The organism is Enterobacter sp. MGH 24 (genome assembly GCF_000493015.1).
GTDB lineage: Bacteria > Pseudomonadota > Gammaproteobacteria > Enterobacterales > Enterobacteriaceae > Enterobacter.
On the sequence record NZ_KI535657.1, the window covers coordinates 1,477,517 to 1,502,268 of the forward strand.

Consider the following 24,752-nt stretch of genomic DNA (forward strand, 5'->3'; position numbering starts at 1 on the left):
TATTCACGAATCAGATTAAATGCTGAGGAGAACCTCCGCATAAATATAACAATACAGGATATTCAATTAAGCACTTCGGGGCGGCAAGAAATCTTTGCAGATTGGGGTAAACACATCCATTAATATTTAATATCTGTGGTTGTCGGATTATTTGGGCCTGTTCTGATATAAATCAGATAGGAGGTACCGGCCATCTGCTTATGCGAGTTATCCACCGTTGTAATATCAATCAGTAAATCACCTGCTACGGTAGAGCAGACAAACCAGCAGGCAGACCAGGTGCGCAGCTTTCATCAACAACCCCCTTTAAAAGTCACATGCTTCCCATGAAATATATCGTTACATTCAGTGTAGCGATTCCAGCCGAAAGTATGATTTTCTCTTTTCTGCGCGTGAGAATCGCCCACTGATAAGGTTACTGGATCCCCCCGCCCAGCGACTGCCACAGCGTGATGCGGTTTTCCAGGTCGGTTTGCTGCAGCGCAATCAGCGATTCCTGCGCCGACCACAGCGACCGCTGTGCGGTCAGTACCGTCAGATAATCCCCCGCGCCCGCCCTGTAGCTGCGCGTTGCCACATCCAGCGTTTTTTTCTCTGCCGCCACGTATTCGCGCTGGGCGTCGAGCTGCTCGCTCAGGGTTTCGCGTCGCGCCAGCGCGTCGGCCACGTCCTTAAACGCGCTCTGGATGGCTTTCTCATAGGTGGCGATCAGTCCCTTCTTCTCCGCTTCCGCGTAGCGCAGCTGCGCCAGATTGTTGCCGCCGCTAAACAGCGGCAGGGTGATGGACGGCGCGAACGACCAGACCTTCATCCCGTGGCTGAACAGGGATGAGAGCGAATCGCTACCGACGCCCGCGCTGGCGGTCAGCGAAATGGTCGGGAAGAAGTTGGCGCGCGCCGCGCCGATGTTGGCGTTGGCGCTCAGCAGGTTATGTTCCGCTTCCTGAATGTCCGGGCGACGCAGTAGCGCACTGGAGCTGACGCCCGCCGGGATCAGCGTGATAGCGTTATCGCTCAGGCTTTCCAGCGTGCCGGGCAGCAGGTTGTCCGGCACCGTATCGCCCGCCAGCAGATTAAGGGCATTTTTGTCCTGCATCACCAGCGTCTGGTAGCTCGCCACGCTGGCGCGCGCCTGCTGATACACCGCCATCGCTTCGTTGACGTCCGTGGCGGCCGCCACGCCCACGTCCTGCTGGCGCTTCACAATTTTCAGCGAGCTGGCCGCGCTCTCCATCGTGGATTTCGCCAGCGCCAGGTTGCTGTTATCCGCCGCCAGCGTCACCCAGGCCGTGGTCAGCTCGCTGACCATCGTCAGGCGCGTGTTCTGCGCGGTGAATTCGCTGGCAAGCCAGGTTTCACGCGCGGCGCGGGAGAGGCTCTGGTTGCGGCCAAACAGATCCAGCTCGAAGCTGGAGACCGCGCCGTTGGCTTCGTCGCTGGTGGTCACGCCGCTCGCCAGCGTGCGGCTGCGGGTGTGGCTCAGTTCCGCGTCCACCGTCGGGAACAGGGACGAGCGCGTTTCGCCGTACTGGGCGCGGGCGGCGTCGATATCCGCAATCGCTTTCTGCACGTCGCGGTTGCTGTTGAGCGCCATCGTCACCACGCTTTTCAGCCGCGCGTCGTTCATCACCTGCTGCCACTGGCTCACCACGGCGGCGGCTTCGCCGTGCGCGCCGGGTAAGGTTGCCGGGACGGGGGCGTCCGGGCGTTGATACGTTGGGTCTAACGACACACAGCCTACGCTCAGCAGGGCTAACGCTAAAATAGATACACGAAACATTATGACCTCCGGTTTGCGTGCTTACCGGAGAACAGACGTTTCACCAGTACAAAGAATAAGGGGACGAAGAAGATCGCCAGCAGCGTCGCGGCCAGCGTCCCGCCGATAATGCCGGTACCGATCGCCACGCGGCTGTTGGCACCTGCACCGGTTGCCACGGCCAGCGGGGTCACCCCTGCGATAAACGCCAGCGAGGTCATGATGATCGGACGCAGGCGCGTCTGGGCGGCCCGCAGGGCGGCGCGCGTCAGGGAGTACCCTTCAGCGACTTTGGCTTCGGCAAACTCGACAATCAGGATGGCGTTCTTCGACGACAGACCGATGGTGGTCAGCAGCGCCACCTGGAAATAGACGTCGTTGTTCAGCCCGCGCAGGGAGGCGGCGACGGCCGCGCCCAGCACGCCAAGCGGGATCACCAGAATGACCGAAATCGGCACCGACCAGCTCTCATACAGCGCCGCCAGGCACAGGAACACGACCAGGATGGAGAGGGCATAGAGGCTCATCGCCTGACCGCTCGCCAGTTTTTCCTGCAACGACAAACCGCTCCATGCCCAGGTGCTGCCGGACGGCAGGCTGTTTGCCAGCTGCTCCATTTTGCTCATCGCCGTGCCGGAACTCGCGCCGCTGGCGTTTTCACCCTGAATCTCATACGCCGCCGAGCCGTTGTAGCGCACCAGGCTTTCCGGGCCGTACTCCCAGCGGGTGGTGGCAAAGGCGGAGAACGGGGTCATGGTGCTGTCGCTGCCGCGCACAAACCATTTGTTGAGATCCGACGGCACGGCGCGATAGTCGCTGTCGCCCTGGATGTAGACCTTTTTCACGCGGCCGCGATCGATAAAGTCGTTCACGTAGGTCCCGCCCCAGGCGCTGGAGAGGGTGTCGGTGACGTCGCTCAGGGACAGCCCCAGCGACACGGCCTTGTTGTTGTCGATATCCACCTGAAGCTGCGGCATCTGCGGCAGATCGTTGGCGCGCACGGCGTGCAGCGAACTGTCCTGGTTGGCTTGACCAATCAGCTGGTTACGCAGCTTCAGCAGCGCGTCGCGGTCGGTGCCGCCGCTGGCCATCAGCTCAAAGGTAAAGCCGTTGCTCTGGCCCAGACCGTCCACCGCAGGCGGCGTCATGGCAAAGATGGTCGCATCGCGGATGGTGCTCAGCTCCTGCGTGGCGCGCAGGGCAATGGCCTGCGCGGTATTCTCATCGCCTTTACGCTCTGACCAGTTTTTCAGGGAGACAAACGCCATCCCGGCGTTCTGGCCGCTGCCGCTGAAGCTGAAGCCCTCAATGGTGAAGATCACGTTAGTGTTGGCTTTCTCTTTCGTGAGGAACCATTCGCGCACCTGGCGGCTGACGTCGGCGGTACGCACCGTCGTCGCACCGGCTGGCAGGGTGTACTGCACCATGATTTCGCCCTGGTCTTCCGTCGGCAGGAAGCTGCCCGGCAGCTTAAGCATGGCGAAGCCCATCGCGCCGCAGAGCAGGGCGTAGATGACCAGCATCCCGCCGGAACGGCGCAGAGCGCGCAGCACCTTGTTCTGATAGCCGCGCTCGGTCCTGCTGTAGAAGCGGTTAAACGCGCCGAAGAAACCCTTTTTGTGCGGCGGCGTGTGGCTCAGGATCGAGCCGCACAGCGCGGGCGTCAGGGTCAACGCCACCACCACGGAGAGGAACATCGCTGAAATGATGGTGACCGAGAACTGACGGTAAATCACCCCGGTGGAGCCGCCAAAGAAGGCCATCGGCAGGAATACCGCAGAGAGCACCAGCGCGATGGCGATCAGCGCGCCGGAGATTTCACCCATTGATTTCTCAGTGGCTTCCCGGGCGGGCAGCCCCTCGTCGCGCATAATACGCTCGACGTTTTCCACCACCACGATGGCGTCATCCACCAAAAGCCCAATCGCCAGCACCATCGCAAACAGCGTCAGGGTATTGATGGAGTAGCCGAACAGCGCCAGCACGCCGAAGGTGCCCAGCAGAACGACCGGTACAGCCAGCGCCGGGATCAGCGTCGCGCGGATGTTTTGCAGGAACAGGTACATCACCACTACCACGAGGATAATGGCTTCGAACAGGGTCTGAATCACGTCCTCAACGGAGATCTTGATGAACTCGGTGCTGTCTTTCGGGTAGGCCACGTCGTAGCCTTCCGGCATCGACTTTTTGAACTCGGCGATTTTATTTTTTACCGCCGTGGCGGTGTTGAGCGCGTTCGCGCCCGGTGAAAGCATGACCGCCATACCCGCCGCCGGGTGGCCGTTCAGCTTCGCGGTGGCGGTGTAATCCTCGCTGCCCATCTCCACGCGGGCGACGTCGCTGATGCGCACCGCCGCGCCGCTGGACTGGCTTTTCACGATGATATTTTTAAACTGATCCACCGTCTGCAGGCGCGACTGGGCGCGCACGGTGGCGGTCAGCTGCTGGGCGTTTGACGAGGGCAGCGCGCCGATTTTACCGGCGGAGACCTGCACGTTCTGGGCTTCAATCGCGCTCTGCACGTCGGACGGCATCAGCGAGTAGGACGCCAGCTTCGCCGGGTCGAGCCAGATGCGCATCGCGTATTCCGCCCCAAACACCTGCAGGCTGCCAACGCCCTCCACGCGCGCCAGCGGGTCCTGCATATTGCTCACCAGCCAGTCGGCGATATCCGAGCTGCTGGCGGCGTCGGTTTTATCGTACACGCCCATGATCAGCAGGAAGTTGCTCTGCGATTTCTCGACGGTAATGCCGGACTGTTGCACTTCGGTCGGCAGGCGAGATTCCGCCTGCTGAACCTTGTTCTGCACCTGCACCTGCGCGGTATCCGGATCGGTTCCCTGCTCGAAAGTGACGTTAATACTCACCGACCCGTCCGAGCTGCTGGTGGAGGTGAAGTAGAGCAGGTTATCCAGCCCGGTGAGCTGCTGCTCGATCACCTGCGTCACGCTGTTTTCCAGCGTCTGCGCGGAGGCGCCGGTGTAGGTGGCCGAGATTTTGATCGACGGCGGGGCAACGTCCGGATATTGCGCGACCGGCAGCGTGCGGATCGCCAGCATCCCAGCGAGCATGATGAGAATGGCGATAACCCAGGCAAACACCGGGCGTCGCACGAAGAAACGGGAGAACATCAGGCGTTTCCTCCGCTGGCTTTCATCTCTTCGGTTTTCACTTCCTGCCCGGCGGTCACTTTGTCGGTGCCTTCCACAATCAGCTTATCGCCCGCCTTCAGGCCGCTCAGCACCAGCCATTTGTCGCCGTAGGTGTCGCCCGTCTCCAGCTGACGCTGCTCGACCTTGTTGCTGGCGTTCACCACCAGCGCGGTGGCGGCGCCTTTGGCATCGCGGGTGATGCCCTGCTGCGGGGCGAGGATCGCGTCGTTCATGACGCCTTCATCCACTCTGGCGCGAACGAACATGCCCGGCAGGAGCTGATGCTGCGGGTTCGGGAAGACGGCGCGCAGGGTGACGGAGCCGGTTGATTCATCCACCGCCACTTCGGTTAACGCCAGACGGCCTTTCTCGCTGTAGGTGCTGCCGTCTTCGAGGATTAACGACACGCTTAGCGTATCGCGATTGGTGGCAAGGGTTTGCTTGCGTAAACGCAGCAGATCGGCGCTGGAACGGGTTAAATCGACGTACATACTGTCCAGCCCGCGAATGGTGGCGAGCGCGGTATCCTGCTGCGCGGTCACCAGCGCGCCGGGGGTTACAGAGGAGATGCCGATGCGTCCGGCAATCGGCGCGGTAACGGTGGTCCAGTTGAGGTTAATGCGCGCGCTCTCCTGCGCGGCCTTCTTTGATTCAACGCTGGCCTTATCCTGTGCGCAGGTGGACTTCGCGTCCTCTGCGTCCTGACGCGACACGCCGTCGTCTTTCACCAGCTGCGCATAGCGCTGGGCTTTCTGGCAGTCGGCCACTACCAGCGCCTGGGCCTGTTTCAGCGCCGCGGCGGCTTCATCAAACGCCGCGCGGTAGCTGGAAGGGTCAATTTGATACAGCGCCTGGCCGGCCTTGACCGTATCGCCTTCGGTGAACAGCCGCTTCTGAATAATCCCGCCCACCTGCGGGCGCACTTCGGCACTCATGGCAGCCGTGGTGCGGCCGGTCAGCTCACTGACGACGGAAACCGGCTGGCTCATGAGGGTGACAATTCCCACATCCGGAAGAGGACGCTGGGGAGCAGATGTTTGCGCATTATCGCACCCTGTCAGGAGGAGTAATGCCGCGATGGAGGTTGTTATGGTTTTCATAATCTTTTTCCAGGGTGAACGATGCCTGCCCTGTTAATCGCTTAACAGGGAGGAGGGCTATTTAAAGGCACAGCGATACCGCATCTCTGGCTGAGCCAGAAATGTAAAAATGGGGAATTACTTATTCCCGCTAATTATTCATATGCGATTACTTCGCAGAGAAAAGCATATTTAAAATATCCTGATAAAGGGGTTCTAATTGTTCTGACGGGACTTTTAAGGGGGTTAATCGACGATAAATCGTCCCCTCAATCATCACGGCGGTAATCTCCACGCAGCAGCGAATATGCTCGTCGCTCAGGTGGGGGAACTGCTTTTTCAGGTGCGCGCAGGCGTTGGCGAACATGCGCGATTCGGCTTCGATCAGCATCGCTGCCACCTGCGGATTGCGCGTGGCCTCAGCGGACATTTCCAGCATCAGCGCATCATCATCTTCGTTGAGGGTCTGTCGCCAGGCGAGCGCCTGCGGCATCCCTTCCACCAGGGTTTTACCCTGCATCTCCTCGATGCGCGAGTCGATGATGCGGCGGATCATCTCTTCGATAATCGCGTCTTTATTGCTGAAATAACGGTAAATTTGCCCGACGCTAAGCTTCGCCTCGCTGGCGATCTGCGACATGCTGGCGGCGTGAAATCCGCTGGCGCGAAAGCAGCGGCGCGCGGCGATGATGATCTCGTCCTGACGTTGTTTTTGTCTTTCTTCCAGTTTCGTACTCATCGTCGGCTACCGTTTAAAAGTGAGAATGATCGTTCTCAGTATACGTTTTAGGTGCGTATTGGAAAGGCTTTTTTTATTTACATATTGAATGAATATTTCCAGGGTTAAACAATGGAGGAAATAAGGAGTTTTTATGAAGGTGAAGCTGTGAGATATTCAGATTGCGCTCAAAATAAGGAGAACAAAATGCAGTTGAGCATCACTGAAAAAGTTACGCCTGAAGAAAAAGAAGAGTTATTAACGGGGCTGAGATCGTATAACGGGCAGTTTTTAGATCTGGCGACCTTCAGCGGGGATATTGGCGTTTACGTGCGGGACGAAAACGGCGTCATGCTCGGCGGGCTAATTGGGGTGCGTAAAGGCGACTGGCTGAATATTGATTTTCTGTGGGTCAGCGACACCGTGCGCGGATCCGGCGTCGGCAGCCAGCTTATCAAAACCGCAGAAGACGAAGCCCGACGCAAAGGCTGCAAGCACGCGCTGGTGGATACGGCCAGCTTCCAGGCGCGCCCGTTCTATGAAAAACAGGGGTATCAGCTGCAGATGTCTTTGCAGGATTATCCGTATGAGGGCATGCAGCGCCACTATCTGGCAAAGGCGCTTTAACCGCCGATCCCGGTGCCGATTACGGCAAGCGCATGACGGACAATGATTTCCGGCGAGAGGGATTTTAGCCTCTCGTCATTGCGCATGCGTGAGAACGGCACCAGCACCAGGCTCAGTAAGGTGGTAAACAGCAGCTCCGGTGCCAGCGCCTGATTCAACTTCCCGTCCTGCTGCCAGTCTTTGAGGGTGGCAAGCGTCGCCTGATACTTCTCGTCACCAAACCGCGCCTGCAGATGGGTGCGCAGTACCGGCATTTCGCCAATCACCTCCTGCATCCACAGCGGCGCAAACCAGGGATACTGTTCCGCCAGTTCGGCCAGCACCTTAACCATTTCCGTCAGGGCGTTCACCGGCGAATCCCGGTTATCGGCGAAAATCGTTCCGATCCTCTCGCGTAACGGCAGAAAACGCTCCTCAATCATCGCATCCAGCAGCTGCTCTCTGGAGTTGAAGTAATAGTGCAGCATCGCGGGCGTGACGCCCGCCTCTTTGGCAATGGCGTTGAGTGAGGTGTTGGCGATCCCTTGACGGGAAAAGAGGTTCAGGGCGATATCCAGCAGCTGTTCGCGGCTGGCGGTGACGCGTTTCCCCCCGCGAGGGCGGCCGGGGCGGCGCGGTTCAGAATTGTCTTTTAATGCTGGCATGACCACGGTGCCTCTTGATCTTATTCATCACTTACACAAATATTAATTACACGATTAATTAATTTCAAGTGATGTCTTATGGAGTCCGACGTAATGACTCAACCTGCGCAAAAAGCGCCGTCGATTAAGCTGCTGTTCAGCGCGCTGCTGCTGGTGATGCTGCTTTCGGCGTTGGATCAGACCATTGTCTCTACCGCGCTGCCGACCATCGTCGGCGAGCTTGGGGGGCTGGATAAGCTCTCCTGGGTGGTAACGGCCTATATTCTCAGCTCCACCATCGTGGTACCGCTGTACGGCAAGTTCGGCGATCTGTTTGGGCGTAAAATCGTCCTGCAAATCGCGATTGTGTTGTTCCTCGTGGGCTCCGCGCTGTGCGGGCTGGCGCAAAACATGACCCAGCTGGTGCTGATGCGCGCCCTGCAGGGGCTGGGCGGCGGCGGCCTGATGGTCATCAGCATGGCCGCCGTCGCGGACGTGATCCCGCCTGCCGATCGCGGGCGCTATCAGGGGCTGTTTGGCGGCGTATTCGGGCTGGCGACGGTCATTGGGCCGCTGATCGGCGGGTTTATCGTCCAGCACGTCTCCTGGCGCTGGATTTTCTACATCAACCTGCCGCTGGGGCTGTTTGCCCTGCTGGTGATTGGTGCGGTGTTCCACGGTAGCGCGCGGCGCAGCAGGCACGAGATTGACTATCTGGGGGCGATTTACCTCAGCATGGCGCTGCTGTGCATCATCCTGTTTACCACCGAAGGCGGCACCGTTCGCCAGTGGAGCGACCCGCAGCTGTGGTGCATTCTGGCCTTTGGCCTGACGGGCATTGCCGGGTTTATCTATGAGGAGCGGCTGGCGTGGGAGCCGATCATCCCGCTGTCGCTGTTCCGCGACCGCAGCTTCCTGCTCTGCAGCCTGATTGGCTTTATCATCGGCATGTCGCTGTTTGGCTCGGTGACTTTCCTGCCGCTGTACCTGCAGGTGGTGAAAGACGCCACGCCAACGCAGGCCGGCCTGCAGCTCATCCCGCTGATGGGCGGGCTGCTGCTGACCTCGATTATCAGCGGGCGGATCATCAGCCGTACCGGGAAATATCGCCTGTTCCCGATCCTCGGCACGCTGCTCGGCGTGGTGGGGATGTTTTTACTGACGCGCATTTCAATCACGTCGCCAACCTGGCAGCTTTATCTGTTCACCAGCGTGCTGGGCATGGGGCTGGGACTGGTGATGCAGGTGCTGGTGCTGGCGGTGCAAAACAGCGTATCGGCGGATCAATACGGCGTAGCCACCTCTGGCGTCACGCTCTTCCGGTCCATCGGTGGGGCGATCGGCGTCGCGCTGTTTGGCGCGGTGTTCACGAATGTTCTGCAGTCAGGGCTGGTCGACAGGCTGCCTGAAGGGGCGGAACTGCCGCGCGAGCTGAACCCGACCGCCATTCATCATTTGCCAGACGCCCTGAGGCTGGACTATCTCGATGCCTTCGGCTCGGCCATTCATGCGGTATTCCTGCTGGCGGCAGGGATTATGGTGCTGGCGTTTGCGCTGTCGTGGTTTTTACGGGAAGCGCCGCTGCGTCGGCAGGCGTGATGCCCATCGCCCGGTGGCGCTTTGCTTACCGGGCCTACAACACCTCCGCGCGTAGGCCGGGTAAGCGTAGCGCCACCCGGCAACAGACCGCATATAACGTATCCTTCTTATTGATTCTTTTTCGGTTTTTAGAGAGCCGTTGCGTTGTCGATATAGTCTTCTAAACGTTTATCAAAAGGATCTGTCTCGTGAAACTTCGATTGGGTGCGCTTCTCCTGATGACTGGCCTGCTGCTCGCGGGTTGTGACCAAAACAGCAATGATGCCAAACACATAAAAGTGGGCGTCATCAACGGCGCTGAACAGGACGTGGCGGAAGTCGCCAAAAAAGTGGCAAAAGAGAAATATGGCCTGGACGTGGAGCTGGTCGGCTTCAGCGGCTCGCTGTTGCCTAACGATGCCACTAACCAGGGGGAACTGGATGCCAACGTCTTCCAGCATCGCCCGTTCCTTGCAGAAGATAACAAGGCGCATGGGTACAAGCTGGTGGCCGTGGCGAACACCTTTGTTTTCCCGATGGCCGGCTATTCCCGCAAAATCAAATCCGTGTCTGACCTGAAGGACGGGGCGACCATAGCTATTCCAAACGATCCGACCAACCTTGGCCGCGCGCTGCTGCTGCTGCAAAAGGAGAAGCTCATTACCCTGAAGCCGGACACCGGGCTGCTGCCGACGGCGCTGGATATTACCGCCAACCCTAAACAGCTGAAAATTATGGAGCTGGAAGGGGCACAGCTGCCGCGCGTGCTGGACGACCCGAAAGTGGATGTCGCCATCATCAGCACTACCTATATTCAGCAAACCGGGCTGTCGCCGGTGCATGACAGCGTCTTTATTGAAGATAAAAACTCGCCCTACGTGAACATTGTGGTGACGCGCGAAGACAATAAGGACGCGGAGAACGTGAAGGAATTTATCCAGTCGTATCAATCGCCTGAGGTAGCGAAAGCGGCGGAGACGATCTTTAACGGCGGGGCGGTGCCGGGCTGGTAAAGAAACCGGCAAAAAACGCGGTGTCTTCAATTGGCCCGATTCCATCGGTAATCGCCCTTTAGCCCACAGCGCCAATTGCGACGGCTGGCTATCCTCCTTATCACACCAATCGGAGGATAGCCCATGAACATTACCCACATTCGCAACGCCACCCAGATGATTACCTACGCCGGTAAACGTCTTTTAATCGACCCGATGCTGGCCCCGAAGGGCGCTTATCCGGGCTTTCCCGGCACGGCGCATGCCGAACGCCGTAACCCGACGGTCGAACTCCCCGTTGACGTTAACACGCTGCTGAACGCTGACGCGGTGATCGTCACCCATACCCATGACGATCACTGGGATCGCACCGCGGCGGAGCTGATCGCCAAAGACAAGCCGATCTACGTGCAAAACGACCGTGACGCCACGCTGCTGCGCAGCCAGGGGTTTAGCAACCTGACGGTCATGACCGACGCGACCTTCTTCGGCGATATTCAGATTACGAAAACCCACGGCGGGCAGCACGGCACCGATCGCGCTTACGCCGTGCCGGAGCTGGCGGAGCGGCTGGGCGAAGCCTGTGGCGTGGTGCTGCGTCATCCCGATGAGAAGACGCTTTATCTTGCCGGGGATACCGTCTGGCGTGACGAGGTGGCGGCCGATCTGCAAAAGCACCAGCCGGACGTGGTGGTGCTGAACGCTGGCTATGCCCACGTCATTGGTTTTGGGCCGATTATTATGGGGCAAGAGGACGTGCTCAACGTTCATTTCCTGCTGCCGCAGGCCAACATTGTGGCGAGCCACATGGAGGCGATTAACCACTGCCTGTTGACCCGCAGCGCGCTGCGTGAGTACGTTGAAGCCAATCAGGTGAGTGACGCAGTGAGCATTCCCCAGGATGGCGAAACCGTTATATTCTGAGTGCGTTAAAGGGAAAGGAGAGACAGATGTCGCTAATCAACGTCGCGATTGTCGCGGTAGACGGGTTCAGCCCGTTCCACTACTCCGTTCCCTGCATTCTGTTTGGCGATTCGGTCTCCGGCGAAAAGCGCTTTAACGTGACGATCTGCGCCGAAACGCCGGGGTTCCTCACCTCAAAAGACGGGTTCGCCCTCAACGCCACGCAGGACTACACCGCCATTGGTCGGGCCGATATAGTCGTCGTTCCCTACTGGCAGCACGTCCTTGAACGCCCGCCCCAGACGCTGCTCGACAGCCTGGTGCAGGCGAGAGACAACGGCGCGGAGATCGTCGGGCTGTGTCTGGGGTCGTTTGTGCTGGCCTATGCGGGGATCCTCGACGGTAAACGTGCGGCCACCCACTGGGAGTTCGAACGCCAGTTTCAGTCGCTCTTCCCGAACATCTGGCTGGATATTAATGCCCTCTACGTGGATGACGGCAATATCATCACTTCCGCAGGCACTGCCGCCGCGCTGGACTGCTGTCTGTATATCATTCGCCAGCGCTTTGGCAGCGTGGTCGCCAACCAGATTGCCCGTCGGATGATTGTTCCGCCCCACCGCGAGGGCGGGCAGGCGCAGTTCATTGCCCAGCCGGTACCTAAAGATACCCGGGACGGACGCATTAACTGCCTGATCGACTACCTTCAGCAGCACATCACCGAACCGCATAGCCTGGACTCGCTGGCGGAGGTGGTTTCGATGAGCCGCCGCACGCTGACCCGTCACTTTATTAAAGCCACGGGGATGAGCGTCGCCGACTGGCTTACCGCCGAACGCCTGCGGCGTAGCCAGATCCTGCTTGAAGCCGGAAATATGCCGATTGAACGCGTGGCCGAGCTGGTGGGATTTAATTCCGCCGTCACCTGGCGACAGCAGTTTAAGGCGCGTTTTGGGGTCAGCCCGGCGGAGTGGCGTAAGACCTTTCGGACTCATTTGTAGGCCGGGTAAGCGCAGCGCCACCCGGCGTTTACCCCAGCCTCTCCACCTTCGTCTCCCCCTCCACCATCGACAGCTGATAAAGCGAAAACGACCTCTGCTTCTCAATCAACTTCGCCAGCTCCGGCGAGTGGCTGGTGAGCCAAATCTGCGAGTAGCGGCTGGCCTCGGCGATTAAGCTCGCCAGTGCGGGCAGCATCTGCGGGTGCAGGCTGTTTTCCGGTTCGTTTAACGCGATAAACGCCGGTGGGCGCGGGCTTAGCAGCGCTACCGCGAGGCACAGGAAGCGCAGGGTGCCGTCGGAGAACTCCGCCGGTTCCAGCGGCCTGCTCAGCCCCTCGCGCTGCATCATCATGCGAAAACGTCCACCGGTGTTGTCGCTGTAAAACACGCAGCCGGGGAAGGCCTGGTCGAGGATGCGCATCAGCAGCAGCTCGTCGCCAATCTCGACGATGGTCTGAAATGCCGCCGCCAGGTTGGCACCGTCGCTGGCCAGCACCGGGGAGCGGAAACCGACCTGCGGGGCGCGCATCGCCGAGCCGGATGAGACGGAAAACTCATGATAAAAGCGCCAGTTACGCAGGGACTCGCGCATCTGCGACACTTCAGGGTAAAGATGCGGTTCGCCGAGCTGCCCGAACACCGATTCGTTCTCATACAGCGTGCCGCTGTGGGTCACTTTCTCGTGATGCACGTTGTTCAGAAACACCGCCTGGTTCTTACGCTTCATCAGCTGTGACGAAGGCCGACGGTGCTGGCCGCTCAGCCAGATGGACTCCTCTTTGATCACCGGATCGAGCTGAAACTGCGAAGGGTAAGGCAGCTTCTCCACAAACCCGACCTGCAGCTCGTATTCGTAGGTCTCTGTTTCCACGGCCAGATTCATCCGCCGCAGCTGGTCGCTGCGGGTTTTGCCTGCCCAGAACACCTTCAGAATGCCGCCCTCGTTCGCCAGCGCCTGGGAAAACTGCCCCTGAGCGGCGCTGTGCATCAGATATATCGCCTTGTAAATATTGGATTTCCCGGTGCCGTTCGGTCCGAAGACGATGTTGAGCTGCTCCAGCTCCAGCGACATATCGCGAATAGAGCGGTAGTTTTGAATGTGCAGGGTGTTGATCACAGGCAGGCCCCTTTTTGCATAATAAGCCTGTATATAATCACAGTCTTTGAGATGAAATGCAAAAAAGAGACGACAGTGAGGATGTCGTCTAAACGGGGTACTGCTTTGGGCCTCTAAGGGTCAATGGGGCCTTCGCATTTTTATGATCACTTGACTGCCAGACGCAGACCCAAATCATCAGGATAGGGATCAAAGTAGTTTTGCGTCATCAGATACCGGTCGGGGTATTCGGCCAGGTAGTGCTTCAGCAGCGTGATCGGGGCGAGGATAGGCAACTGTCCGTTGCGATAGTGCAGGATCACGTCGCGCAGCTCGCCGCGCTGGCGGGTGTTCAGCTGGTTACGGAAATACCCCTGGATATGCATCAGTACGTTGGTGTGATTCTTCCGCGAGGCGGGTTTTTTCAGGATGGTCATCAGCTTTTCCCGGTACGCCACAAAGAAGGCGTCCAGGTCTTCCCACTCGTGCAGCGAGGCGACGAACGGGCCGATTTCACGGTAGCCCGCCTGATGGTGCGCCAGCAGCTGCAATTTATAGCGGCTGTGGAAATCCAGCAGCCCACGTCGCGTCAGACCTTTAGCGCGCAGCGTGTTTAGCTCGTGCAGGGCAAATACCCGCTCAATAAAGTTTTCCCGCAGCACAGGGTCGTGCAGCCGACCATCTTCCTCGACGGGCAGCCACGGGTAGGTTTCAAGAAGGGCGGCGGTGAACAGCCCGACGCCCTCCTTGCGGCCCCGGTTGCCGTTTTCATCGTACAGCCGCACGCGTTCCAGGCCGCAGCTTGGGGATTTTGCACAGACGATAAATCCCGAAAGATCGCCGATTTTTGGCAGATAGTCCGCCGTAAAGTCGGCCATTTTCTGCGTGAGGTCATCATGAGGCGGCTTGCTGAAACGGAGCTGCGTCTCGCCGCTGTCCGTCAGCGTCAGGCGTATGGCCGGGCGAGGGGTCGGCAGACCGATAGCCATTTCCGGGCAGACGGGCCTGAAATTCACCCACTGGGCCAGCTCATCCATGACGAAGCCCATACGCTTGTGTCCGCCGTCAAAGCGAACGGCGGAACCGGTCAAACATCCGCTAATACCGAGTACAGGTTTCGTTGTCATGGTGTGGTCCTCCCGTTCATATAACTAAAACTTACACAACATGACTAATTTGTCCAAGTATTCGCGAAACTATTTTTTATAATCCTTTAAAATCAATGCGTCTTAACTGCCCTTGTAGGTCGAGTAACCGTACTGGCTCAGCAGAAGCGGGATGTGCAGCTTTTCGTTGGTGCGGGTCACGGTAAAGAGCACCGGGATCTCCGGGAAGAAGGAGTCCAGCTTTTTGCCGTGGAAGTAATCTGCGGTTTTGAAGGTCACTTTATACACGCCAGGCTGCATGTCCTGATCCTGCGGATAGAGCGATTTGATACGTCCGTCCTGGTCGGTCTTGCCGCTGGCAACCGGAGTCCATTTGTCCTGCTGCTGCTTCTCCAGCGTAACGGTAACGTCTGATGGCGGCATCCCGGTTTGCTGGTCGAGAATGTGGACGCTCAGCGTGCCGGCAGGGGCGCTAAAGGCGGCAGGGGCGAAGGCCATCGAGGCCAGGATCAGCAGAGGGGCAGTTTTTTTCATGGTGTTTTCCTGTTGAGTTATTCGTCACAGGAAAACGTTAGCATCTGCGGCGCGGGAAAATATTCAACTTTTCGTGAAGATTCCCGCAGGAGAAAATGATCAGAGGATAATGACTTCAAGCGATACCTGCTGCTGCCACTGCTCCACCTGCTTTTTCCGCCCGGCGGTGAGCTTGCCGCTGGTGACCAGAAGCCATTTACGCTCCGGGAAAATTTCCGGGGCCAGCGCGTCAGGCGGAACCGGCAGGATGTCGATGCGGTGGCCCTGCCCGGTGCGCGTTAAGGCTTCGAGCCAGATCTCGCACGGGTCATTCAGATGCCAGCCGCTGAGCAGAATGTTATCGCCCGGCGCTTTTTTGTCACCTTCGAGACAAAACGAGGTGTAGGCGATGATGATGCCGTCGAGGAGCGCGCGCAGGGTCATGGCGGCGGCGACGTTGGCCGAGACCTGGCTGCGCAGCGGGCGCAGCACGTTCGCGACCAGCTCCGGCCTTGGGTACTCGCGTCCGGCGTCGTAAATCATCTGGCGCAGGGACTCGACTTTGCCGTCCTGCAGGCGTTGCAGCATGTTCTGCTGCAGGGTTTGCCAGTTGTTGGTCCGCCCCGGCGTCGGGCGCTCCAGCAGCGGTTTGACCTGACCAATCGGGACGCCTTTTTTTACCCAGTCGAGAATTTTTAGCGCCTGCTGGACGTCCTCGTCGCTGTACTGGCGATGGCCGCCTTCCGTGCGCTGTGGCTTGAGTAAACCATAGCGACGCTGCCACGCCCGCAGGGTGGTGGCGGTAATGCCGCTGAGTCTGGCGAATTCGCCGATGGAGTAAGCCATGTCCGTGTCCAGAGTGGAGGAATACTCTCAATATACTACGAATTTTCCCGAACGGGATGAAGCGCCGAAACGGTGCACTACACTTAACATCCAACCGTGCAAATGAAAGGAATTCTCATGAAGCTATGGCCTGTTGTGACCGGTGTTGCCATTGCGCTGACGCTGGTCGCCTGTAAATCCCCCACGCCGCCGAAAGGCGTGCAGCCGATTTCCGGTTTTGACGCCAGCCGCTATCTTGGCAAATGGTATGAGGTCGCCCGTCTGGAAAACCGCTTTGAACGCGGGCTGGAGAAGGTAACCGCCACCTACGGCAAGCGCAGCGACGGCGGTATTAGCGTGCTTAACCGGGGCTACGATCCGGTGAAGAGCAAGTGGAATGAGAGCGAAGGAAAAGCGTACTTTACCGGCGAGCCGACCACCGCCGCGCTGAAGGTGTCGTTCTTCGGCCCGTTCTACGGCGGCTATAACGTGATCAGGCTCGACGATAAGTACCAGTATGCGCTGGTCAGCGGCCCGAACCGCGATTACCTGTGGATCCTGTCGCGCACGCCGACCATCCCGGACGCGGTGAAGCAGGATTACCTGAACACCGCGCGCAGTCTGGGCTTCCGGGTTGACCAGCTGGTGTGGGTGAAGCAGTAAAAATCGTGCTTTCTTCCTGGGGCATTACTGGCTCGCCTGGATAGACTTCCGTTAAAAGCCCAACGGAGGGAAGACGACATGAACTGGCAGCCTTTTCGCGGCGATGCGCCGGAAAATATGACTATTTTCAGCGCGTCATTTCCCGACGTCAGCGACCAGTGGCCGATGAAAGACGATGCTGCCCGTGAGATCGCCTCCCTTGACCGTGCCCTGAAAGCCGAGCCAGCGCTTCGGCCACCCAGGGTGGAATACGAAGAAGGGGGGCAAGCCGTGCTTGTTCCCCAGAACCGCTATTCCGAACAGGCCTTCCGCAACCGCCCGGCGCTCACCGCGTGGCGCACCCGGCTGGTGCCCTCCGCGCTGGCGCTGTTTGTGGTGCAAAACCCGCTGGAAGATCGCCTGCCCGACGGCACTAAAATGGACAGCGACAGCCGCCAGTGGTTTATCCACGCGAACGATGCGGTAGGCGTGCGTTCCCGCGCCAGGGTGCTGGCCGCACTGGTGGATAAGTACATTCACAATGAAAGCGAGAACAACTGGGTCAGCCTGGCGAGCGGCGCCGCCATCCCGGTGCTGGAGGCGCTGCGCGAAGCAAAGCTCGATGGTCAGCAGGTGTATCTGACGCTGGTGGACAAAGACCCGGTGGCGCTGAGCTGGGCCGAAACCATGGCGGCGCAGGAAGGTATTGTGGTGGGCGAACAGCTGACGCTGCTCAGGCGCAACCTGCTCCATACGCTGGTGCGTAACGAGGACCTGCTGCTGGAGCTGGGCGAGCACCAGGCCGAACTGGTCGACGCGCTGGGGATTTTCGAATACTTCAACGATACCGATGCGGTGATTTTTCTCCAGCGCGCGCTGCGGCTGGTTAAGCCCGGCGGCGCGGTGATAGTGTCGAACATGCTCACCAGCAGCCCGCAAATTGACTTTGTGCTGCGGGGGATCGGCTGGGAGGATATTTACCCGAGGACGTTACAGCAGCTGCAGGATATTCACCTCGCGGCGGGCGTGCCGGTGGAAAACGTCACCGTGGTGGTGCCGAAGGACGGGGTGTATGCGGTGATGGAGATTAGGGTTTAGCGCGAGCTGTGTGGGGGGACAAACCGCACAATCGGTTCCCTCTCCCTGAGGGAGAGGGCTAGGGTGAGGGGGAGCAGGGCGCACAGAGTGACTTGCATTAGTAGGATTTTCCCAACATGATCCCCCCATGAAAATTGAAACCGCACTCCCCACACACTTCGAACGTCTGGTCGCTATCTGGGAATCCTCCGTCCGCGCCACCCATCACTTTTTACAGGAAAGCGATATTGCGGCGCTGCGCCCGCTATTGCTCAACGCCTATCTGCCAAACCTCAAGGTTGTGATTGCTCGCGATGACGCAGGCGTTATTCACGGCTTTTTAGGCATGGATGAAAACCGCATTGAAATGCTGTTTGTTGACGATGCGAGCCGGGGGAAGGGCGTTGGGAAATTGCTGCTGCAACACGCCATCGCAGCGTTCGGCGCGAACGAAGTGGACGTGAATGAGCAGAACTCGCAGGGCGTCGCGTTTTATCGCCATATGGGGTTTGAGCAGGTCGGACGCTCGGAACTGGACGGGCAGGGGAATCCGTTTCCGTTGCTGCATATGCGGTTGGGTGGACAGGCTTAACGCCCTTGACCTGCTCCCCATTGATTAATACACAGTAATGCTGGCAATTTCTTCATCGTCTTTGAGAGTAACTGCGAACTTCAATTCCTCGCTCGTAGCGGACTTTTTCTGGTCAGTCTCCGGTCAGACATAACCCAGGCAGGGTACGCGGTAAATCAACCGCGGGGACATTAGGGGTCTTTGCCTGTTGCCTGGAATGCGCAATAATTGGGCGTATAACGGCAGCGTAAAAGGGACACCATGCTTCATCGCAGTCAGGCAATGTCACTGGACGACCTCTACCTTGAGGACATTCCTCACATTATCCATCCGGACACTGCGGTAGGAGATCTCGCAGAAACTGCACTGCCCAACCGCATCATTCAGGAGTGGAATTTACCGCAGGGCTACACCCGGTTTGTCAGCCGTTATCAACCGTTTCACTGGCAGCATCCGTGGATGGCATACCGTGACACTCTTGCCGACATCAAATCCGGGAAGCTCGTTCTGCTGAGAAAAGACATAACCGGGCATGCTATTTCGGGAGTGTTGACGACATCCGGTGACCTTCGCAATGATCTGCCGCTATTCCTTCATACCCGGCTCAGCCATCTCCTGTCCCGGCAACTGAAACGCCCGGGATATCACGTTCGCCCGGCGGCACCTGCGCAACATGCTCAGGCTGCAAAAACCATCAACAGCAAAGCTGCTGGTCGGTTGTTGGCCGCGGGCGGGATCTATAATGGTAATATCGAGGGATTCCATCAGACCGCTCAGCAGCTCGGTGGCGATGCGCCAGCGGGTTACAATCAGGTTATGGACAATAAAGGGCTGGTTATTGCCGGCGCTTCTGTTGCTGCGGGTCTTGGCCTTGGCAGACTGGGGGCGGCGAGTGAGCTTAACAATCTCCATGTTCTGGGAAAAGTCGAGGGTGAATACTCAATGATAAAACCCGGACCATTAAATGAGCGCTTTGCCGAAACGTTCTCAGGCGGAGCTTACAAGGAAATAACATTGTCCCAGGACACCACATTTTTTAGAGGTGGTCAAAGCGGCACAGAGTTAGGGCGATTTTTCAGTTATGAACGACCTTTAGGAGTACTACAGACGCGTGTCGATAAGGCTGTGTTACCAAAATGGCCTGACGGTTCTGAATCTGTGATCGATAGTTTTTATGAGATAAAAATTCCTGCAGGATCGAAGGTATATGTCGGAGAGGTGGGCTACCAGTCTGATATTTTCCCTGGAGGTACTGAGCAAGTCGTAATCCCTGCGCCTTGGAATATTCCAGGCGTAGAGACGGTTAATTTTGGGGGATTGAAATGAAATCAGATATACATACGTTACTTAATCAAATCATTGAATTACTTGTCTCTTGTGATGAAAGAGTTTGGTCAAAAAGACTAATTTATTATCGTGAGCACCTGGATTCTGATTATGACCAGGTCGTGTTAGGCATTAGGTCTATTTTCAGAGGGGCTGGTTCCTTTAACGACTTAATATTGCAAAATAACGGCAAAATGCTGCAAGCTGAAAACAATACCCTTAATGAGTTATCAGATAAGCTATACAGCTTAATAAAAGCAGAGATCTCAGAGCGTAATATCTGAAAGTTTTCGCTGAATATAACTGTCATAGGGCTGAATATCAGCCCTGTCCTGCTGCCCACCGGAAGTTGCACGGAGTTAATCGTCGCGCTCAGCCCAGGATGACGCAGGCGTTATTCACGGCTTTTTAGGCATGGATGAAAACCGCATTGAAATGCTGTTTGTGGATGATGTGAGCAGGGGGACCGGGATTAGCGCTTAGCCTGCTTATCCCATTTTAATAAGCCGACGATATCTTTCTCACCTTCGGCCTCTTTCAGCAGGCGCTGCTTTTTTTCAAACTCAACGTATTCTGAGCACGCCTTTTCATCAGCCGCTTTCTTGCTGACCTTTCCTGCTCCTTCTAAAACGTCCCGGTCGTTAAATTGCAGGAACTGATCGAGTTTGGTTTGCCAGTCTCGTAAAAATACCTACTCCATCGCTGGCAGTTGTTCGGTAAAACCGAACAACTGAATTTTCGACCAGCTCACTCTCATCAAAAATATTCTTGATATGCCCACTGATCGTGGCTTTGACTTTGCCGTATAACTCACAGATCGTGGCCTGTGAGAGCCACAACGTATCGCTTTCGAAGCGGCATTCAATGTGAACTTTTCCATCTTTGCTGGCAAACATGACGAACTCACCGGCTGGTGAGTTAATTAATTCTTCATATGTCATGCTGCCTCCGCGTCATAAGGTTGATGCCGGTAAGCTCGTAGTATGCCAGAAATAGGCGCTAAGCCAGGTGGTTTGTATTTGATTTTGCGAGGCGCTTTCCAGGACGCGGAGTTTGGATCGCCGCCAGCGCGTCCTCTATCTCAATGAGTTTTGCTTTCGTCCGTTTATAATCGTCCTGCAACCGCTGCTCTTGCTCATTATACGCCACCAGAACGATGCATCCTTTCATGACCTTTACTGTGACCTGCTGTCCGGTATCAAAACCTGCTGCGCGCAGCCACTTGCCGGAAAGGATGATTTTCGGCGTGGATTTGTCGAAAACATTCGGGCGGTATCCCACAATTAACGAACGCTCAGTTCCGGATTGGTCTGTGTCTGGGGTAGAATGCGAATCAGCCATAATCAACTCCTTGATAGTTGGTGAGGTTAGACGCCCTTTAGTGCTCCAACACTGCTGGGCGTTGTCAGAATTCCAAATCCATGTGGTAGGTACCACGTGCAGATAAACTAACCGAAGTGGTACCTACCATGCAAGAGAAAAAGAAACCAAATTTTGACCGTACCAAGAGCACGATGAAGAATATTCGGTTTGAGGATGAGCTTTTGGAGCAGATTGAGAAGGCTGCCGGGAAAGGGAATTTTAGTAAGTGGGTGAAAGAGGCTTGTAGAATGCGACTTAGTTCGCAGTAGTTGCATTTTTTCAGTTAAATCTCATATCAAAGTTGTTTTTAACTGATAATTGATGCATTCTTTTCTCCAGCGCCTAATAGGTGTAGTGGTCTTGCCTTCTGCCTCGAAAGAGGTCTCCGATCCACTTTGTGGATCGATGGGGGAGTGGGGTCGAACCTTTTCCAACCAAGTGATAACTTACTTTTACTTGGGCTTGCACCGCGGAATAACCCGAGCTACGTCTCGGGTTTTTTTATGGAGGATAAAATGAGTCTCGAAGAATCTTTAAGTGAAATTATTAAAGAAGAAGCCAAAAAACTTATTAAACGCTACCACGCATATCATAATAGATTGCATCTTGAGCATATCAGAAACATTAAACGTTTCGGCCATTCATATACTAAGGCTAAAGAAATCCATACTCCTGATTATTGGGAGAAAGATAAAAGATTTAATCCATTCCACGTATTACGAAAACATAAATCAATCGCGCACTCTATAGCCAAGAAAATTGAAAATAGAACATATAAACCAAGTGAGGTTCATTTAAAACAGATTCCAAAAAAAGGTGGTGGTGAAAGAACTGTATCAATATATCAAATACCTGATGCTGCGGTTTCAAAGTTTTTCTTTAATCGCCTTTTAGAAAAAAACAAGCATCGATTTAGCTCTTTTTCATATGCATACAGAAACGACAGAAATGTTCATTTTGCAATACAGGATATATTCGTCGACCTATCGCTTAGTGAAAGGATGTTTATTGCAGAATTCGATTTTTCAGATTTTTTCGGGACTATTGAACATAGGTTCCTTTTTGAACAGTTTAATCTCAATGGTTTTTATATTAGTCAAGAAGAGAAATATATAATTAAGGCGTTTCTTGCTGAGCGAAGTGTAGGCATCCCTCAAGGTACATCAATTAGCCTATTTTTAGCTAATTTGTGCTGCTGGAATTTTGATCAAGCACTTGAAAGAGAAGGTGTAAAGTTCTCTCGATATGCGGATGATACAATTGTTTGGACCAGAGAGTATTCAAAAATTTGTAATGCCTTTAATTTGATTACTGAATTTTCGAAGAGTGCTGGTGTAAAAATTAATGTAAAGAAATCAGACGGAATATCCTTATTAACAAAGGATGGATTAAAGTCTGAGATAGTATCAAAGAAAAGCCTCGATTTTCTGGGTTACTCTTTAGCTGTAGATAAGGTGTCTATTAAACACTCATCAGTTCTTAAAATAAAAAAACAAATATCTTATCTTTTATACAGAAATCTTATTCAGCCGTTAAAAAAGGGGAATCTTGCTGGTCAGTCAATTCCTGCCAATGATAAAGATGTAAATTTTTTAAGAGCAATGGTTCAGATTAGAAGGTATATGTACGGTGGTCTTCAGGATACTACCATTAAAAACTTTCTTTCTGGAAGGTCAAAAAGAATTTTCTTTAAAGGTGTAATGAGCTTTTACCCACTCGTCACGAATGAGAGGCAGTTAAGAGAACTGGATGGATGGTTAGTTTCTACTATTTATAGAGCTTTATTGTTAAGATCAAAACTTCTTGCTCAGCATGGATATAACAGAAATCATAGTTTCCCATTCAATCAGTCTAAAGTTAACTTACTTACTAATTGTTCAAAAGTTAAAATTAATGGAAAAAAATTATTGGAGATTCCTAGTTTCCTTTTGATCAGCAAAGCATTAAGGAAAGGGTTAATAGAAAATGGCATTGAAAGAGTAATGAATCCCAATTCACAAAATTACAACTACCGATGGTAGGGGACTGGCGGAAGATCACAGGAGTCGAACCTGCCCGGGAACGCTGGCGTCCCCAACTGGATTTGAAGTCCAGCCACCTCACCGGAGATGACGATCTTCCGCGCCTCGATTGCTACATGGAGGCGGGGCGCATTATAGCTACTTTCAGACATTTACCACATACCCCACACCACTTTTTTCACCTCTCTTTTGACCTGTACACCCCTGTTTCAGTTAATTCCTAAGAAAATCCTCATGTTAGCCCTTCGTGCTCTCAACATTTACCGCGATCACAAAAAACAAGAAACGTAATCTGCTAACCAGAAATCGCAATACCCGCCTTTGAAACAATGGTTTAAAACCAATGCAACCGGTCTCAGCGCCCCCTACAGCGTGAAGGATAAAAAAGATGAGCGAAGTATTGTCAGTAAAAGAGAAGATTGGCTACGGCATGGGAGACGCCGCCAGCCACATCATTTTTGATAACGTCATGTTGTACATGATGTTTTTCTACACCGATATTTTCGGCATTCCCGCCGGGTTTGTCGGCACCATGTTCCTGCTGGCGCGCGCGCTGGATGCGATCTCCGACCCGTGCATGGGGCTGATTGCCGACCGCACCCGCAGCCGCTGGGGCAAGTTCCGTCCGTGGATTTTGTTTGGTGCCATCCCGTTCGGTATCGTCTGCGTGCTGGCCTACACCACGCCGGACCTCAGCCTCAACGGCAAAATGGTTTACGCCGCCATTACTTACACCCTGCTGACCCTGCTCTATACCGTGGTCAATATCCCGTACTGCGCGCTAGGTGGCGTGATCACCAACGACCCGACGCAGCGTATCTCCCTGCAGTCCTGGCGCTTTGTGCTGGCGACGGCGGGCGGCATGCTCTCTACGGTGCTGATGATGCCGCTGGTGAAACTGATTGGCGGCGACGATAAGGCGTTCGGCTTCCAGGGCGGCATCGCCGTGCTGTCGGTGGTCGCGTTCCTGATGCTGGCATTCTGCTTCTTCACCACCAAAGAGCGCATTCAGGTGCCGCCGAGCACCACTTCTATGCGGGAAGACCTGCGCGACATCTGGCACAACGACCAGTGGCGCATCGTCGGCGTGCTCACCATCCTCAACATCCTCGCCGTCTGCGTGCGCGGCGGGGCGATGATGTACTACTGCACCTGGATCATGGGTTCGCCGGAGGTGTTCGTCGCCTTCCTTACCACCTACTGCGTCGGCAACCTGATTGGCTCCGCGCTGGCGAAACCGCTCACCGACTGGAAGTGCAAGGTCAGCATCTTCTGGTGGACCAACGCGGCGCTGGCGGTGGTCAGCGTGGCGATGTTCTTCGTGCCGATGCATGCCACCGTGCTGATGTTCGCCTTTATCTTCGTCATTGGCGTGCTGCACCAGCTGGTGACGCCGATTCAGTGGGTGATGATGTCCGATACCGTCGACTACGGCGAATGGACCAACGGCAAGCGCCTGACCGGCATCAGCTTTGCGGGCACGCTATTCGTGCTGAAGCTTGGTCTGGCGCTGGGCGGGGCGATGATCGGCTGGATGCTGGCAGGCGGCGGCTACGACGCGGCAGCCAAAACCCAGAACAGCGCGACCATCAGCATCATTATCGGCCTGTTTACGCTGGCCCCGGCGGTCTGCTACGTGCTGAGCGCCATCATCGCCAAACGCTACTACACGCTGAAAACCCCTTTCCTGACCAAAATCCTGGGCGAGCTGGCGCAGGGCGCGCGCCGCAATCAGCAGGAATTTGAAAACCTGCCGGTCAGCAAAGAATTACAGAACTAAG

The 24,752-nt window shown here is 55.8% G+C and carries 23 protein-coding genes, 1 tRNA gene and 2 pseudogenes; 14 read left to right on the forward strand and 12 right to left on the reverse strand.

From position 1 onward, the window contains the following. Positions 1-415: 415 nt before the first annotated feature. The 4 genes from L370_RS14805 to L370_RS14790 form a co-directional block, all read right to left on the reverse strand. Positions 416-1,780: an efflux transporter outer membrane subunit gene (locus tag L370_RS14805; protein ID WP_023333984.1), complete on the reverse strand. Its 1,365-nt coding sequence runs from the start codon at positions 1,778-1,780 to the stop codon at positions 416-418. Then, positions 1,780-4,890, reverse strand: coding sequence for an efflux RND transporter permease subunit (locus L370_RS14800; RefSeq protein ID WP_023333985.1), 3,111 nt, complete (start codon positions 4,888-4,890; stop codon positions 1,780-1,782). The genes L370_RS14805 and L370_RS14800 overlap by 1 nt, the downstream gene beginning before the upstream one ends. After that, positions 4,890-6,011, reverse strand: a complete 1,122-nt coding sequence (locus L370_RS14795; RefSeq protein ID WP_023333986.1) for an efflux RND transporter periplasmic adaptor subunit — start codon at positions 6,009-6,011, stop codon at positions 4,890-4,892. The genes L370_RS14800 and L370_RS14795 overlap by 1 nt, the downstream gene beginning before the upstream one ends. A 148-nt stretch (positions 6,012-6,159) precedes the next feature. After that, entirely contained in the window at positions 6,160-6,729 is a 570-nt protein-coding gene (locus L370_RS14790) for a TetR/AcrR family transcriptional regulator (protein WP_023333987.1), read from the reverse strand. Between the two features lie 186 nt (positions 6,730-6,915). On the opposite strand from L370_RS14790, the gene L370_RS14785 reads away from it, so the two are divergent. Continuing rightward, the gene (locus tag L370_RS14785) at positions 6,916-7,335 is read left to right on the forward strand and encodes a GNAT family N-acetyltransferase (RefSeq protein WP_023333988.1); all 420 of its coding nucleotides are present in this window, start codon (positions 6,916-6,918) and stop codon (positions 7,333-7,335) included. On the opposite strand, the gene L370_RS14780 is transcribed toward L370_RS14785, so the two are convergent. Beyond that, a complete protein-coding gene (locus L370_RS14780) occupies positions 7,332-7,979 on the reverse strand; it encodes a TetR/AcrR family transcriptional regulator (protein ID WP_023333989.1) in 648 nt (215 codons plus the stop codon). The two genes, L370_RS14785 and L370_RS14780, sit on opposite strands and share 4 nt — an antisense overlap. 78 nt (positions 7,980-8,057) lie before the next feature. Here L370_RS14780 and L370_RS14775 point away from each other — a divergent pair, with 78 nt between their 5' ends. From L370_RS14775 to L370_RS14760, 4 genes are all read left to right on the forward strand, one after another. Next, positions 8,058-9,557, forward strand: a complete 1,500-nt coding sequence (locus tag L370_RS14775; protein ID WP_032666556.1) for an MDR family MFS transporter — start codon at positions 8,058-8,060, stop codon at positions 9,555-9,557. A gap of 188 nt (positions 9,558-9,745) precedes the next feature. Then, entirely contained in the window at positions 9,746-10,549 is an 804-nt protein-coding gene (nlpA, locus tag L370_RS14770) for a lipoprotein NlpA (RefSeq protein ID WP_023333991.1), read from the forward strand. 123 nt (positions 10,550-10,672) lie between these two features. Then, the gene (locus L370_RS14765; protein ID WP_023333992.1) at positions 10,673-11,452 is read left to right on the forward strand and encodes an MBL fold metallo-hydrolase; all 780 of its coding nucleotides are present in this window, start codon (positions 10,673-10,675) and stop codon (positions 11,450-11,452) included. A 26-nt stretch (positions 11,453-11,478) separates the two neighbouring features. Beyond that, the gene (locus L370_RS14760) at positions 11,479-12,432 is read left to right on the forward strand and encodes a GlxA family transcriptional regulator (protein ID WP_023333993.1); all 954 of its coding nucleotides are present in this window, start codon (positions 11,479-11,481) and stop codon (positions 12,430-12,432) included. A 28-nt stretch (positions 12,433-12,460) separates the two neighbouring features. On the opposite strand, the gene L370_RS14755 is transcribed toward L370_RS14760, so the two are convergent. The 4 genes from L370_RS14755 to L370_RS14740 all read right to left on the reverse strand — a co-directional run bounded on the left by L370_RS14755 (position 12,461) and on the right by L370_RS14740 (position 15,993). After that, complete coding sequence (locus L370_RS14755) at positions 12,461-13,549, reverse strand: AAA family ATPase (RefSeq protein WP_023333994.1); 1,089 nt, start codon at positions 13,547-13,549, stop codon at positions 12,461-12,463. 146 nt (positions 13,550-13,695) lie between these two features. Next, positions 13,696-14,655: a YbgA family protein gene (locus tag L370_RS14750; RefSeq protein ID WP_023333995.1), complete on the reverse strand. Its 960-nt coding sequence runs from the start codon at positions 14,653-14,655 to the stop codon at positions 13,696-13,698. Positions 14,656-14,757: 102 nt separating this feature from the next. Next, on the reverse strand, positions 14,758-15,168 hold the full coding sequence (uraH, locus tag L370_RS14745) for a hydroxyisourate hydrolase (protein ID WP_023333996.1): 411 nt from the start codon (positions 15,166-15,168) through the stop codon (positions 14,758-14,760). A 99-nt stretch (positions 15,169-15,267) separates the two neighbouring features. Continuing rightward, positions 15,268-15,993: a MerR family transcriptional regulator gene (locus L370_RS14740; protein ID WP_023333997.1), complete on the reverse strand. Its 726-nt coding sequence runs from the start codon at positions 15,991-15,993 to the stop codon at positions 15,268-15,270. A 117-nt stretch (positions 15,994-16,110) separates the two neighbouring features. Between L370_RS14740 and L370_RS14735 the strand changes: the two genes are divergently transcribed. From L370_RS14735 to L370_RS23675, 6 genes and pseudogenes are all read left to right on the forward strand, one after another. Continuing rightward, positions 16,111-16,635 (forward strand): lipocalin family protein, encoded by a 525-nt coding sequence (locus L370_RS14735; RefSeq protein ID WP_023333998.1) that lies wholly within the window; start codon positions 16,111-16,113, stop codon positions 16,633-16,635. 78 nt (positions 16,636-16,713) lie between these two features. Further along, entirely contained in the window at positions 16,714-17,712 is a 999-nt protein-coding gene (locus L370_RS14730) for a class I SAM-dependent methyltransferase (RefSeq protein WP_023333999.1), read from the forward strand. Positions 17,713-17,839: 127 nt separating this feature from the next. Continuing rightward, positions 17,840-18,283 carry an acetyltransferase gene (locus L370_RS14725; RefSeq protein ID WP_023334000.1) on the forward strand — a complete coding sequence of 148 codons (444 nt, stop codon included), beginning with the start codon at positions 17,840-17,842 and terminating at the stop codon, positions 18,281-18,283. A 240-nt stretch (positions 18,284-18,523) separates the two neighbouring features. Continuing rightward, complete coding sequence (locus L370_RS22300; RefSeq protein WP_023334001.1) at positions 18,524-19,588, forward strand: hypothetical protein; 1,065 nt, start codon at positions 18,524-18,526, stop codon at positions 19,586-19,588. Beyond that, complete coding sequence (locus L370_RS14720; RefSeq protein ID WP_023334002.1) at positions 19,585-19,872, forward strand: DUF6966 domain-containing protein; 288 nt, start codon at positions 19,585-19,587, stop codon at positions 19,870-19,872. Before L370_RS22300 ends, L370_RS14720 begins: the two co-directional genes overlap by 4 nt. 91 nt (positions 19,873-19,963) lie before the next feature. Continuing rightward, positions 19,964-20,062, forward strand: a pseudogene (locus tag L370_RS23675) (GNAT family N-acetyltransferase); the annotation flags it as partial. Here L370_RS23675 and rhuM read toward each other — a convergent pair. Together rhuM and L370_RS14715 are read right to left on the reverse strand one after the other, a co-directional pair. After that, positions 20,061-20,529: pseudogene (gene rhuM, locus L370_RS22635) on the reverse strand (RhuM family protein). The pseudogenes L370_RS23675 and rhuM sit on opposite strands and share 2 nt — an antisense overlap. Before the next feature lie 58 nt (positions 20,530-20,587). After that, positions 20,588-20,929, reverse strand: a complete 342-nt coding sequence (locus tag L370_RS14715; protein WP_023334004.1) for a SymE family type I addiction module toxin — start codon at positions 20,927-20,929, stop codon at positions 20,588-20,590. Positions 20,930-21,057: 128 nt separating this feature from the next. Between L370_RS14715 and L370_RS22640 the strand changes: the two genes are divergently transcribed. Next, positions 21,058-21,219 (forward strand): YlcI/YnfO family protein, encoded by a 162-nt coding sequence (locus tag L370_RS22640; RefSeq protein ID WP_065189817.1) that lies wholly within the window; start codon positions 21,058-21,060, stop codon positions 21,217-21,219. A 246-nt stretch (positions 21,220-21,465) separates the two neighbouring features. Beyond that, positions 21,466-22,971, forward strand: a complete 1,506-nt coding sequence (locus tag L370_RS14710; protein WP_023334005.1) for a reverse transcriptase domain-containing protein — start codon at positions 21,466-21,468, stop codon at positions 22,969-22,971. A 5-nt stretch (positions 22,972-22,976) separates the two neighbouring features. On the opposite strand, the gene L370_RS14705 is transcribed toward L370_RS14710, so the two are convergent. Further along, positions 22,977-23,071 (reverse strand) — tRNA-Sec (locus L370_RS14705). Between the two features lie 288 nt (positions 23,072-23,359). Between L370_RS14705 and L370_RS14700 the strand changes: the two genes are divergently transcribed. Next, on the forward strand, positions 23,360-24,751 hold the full coding sequence (locus L370_RS14700) for a glycoside-pentoside-hexuronide family transporter (RefSeq protein ID WP_023334006.1): 1,392 nt from the start codon (positions 23,360-23,362) through the stop codon (positions 24,749-24,751). Position 24,752: the final 1 nt, after the last annotated feature.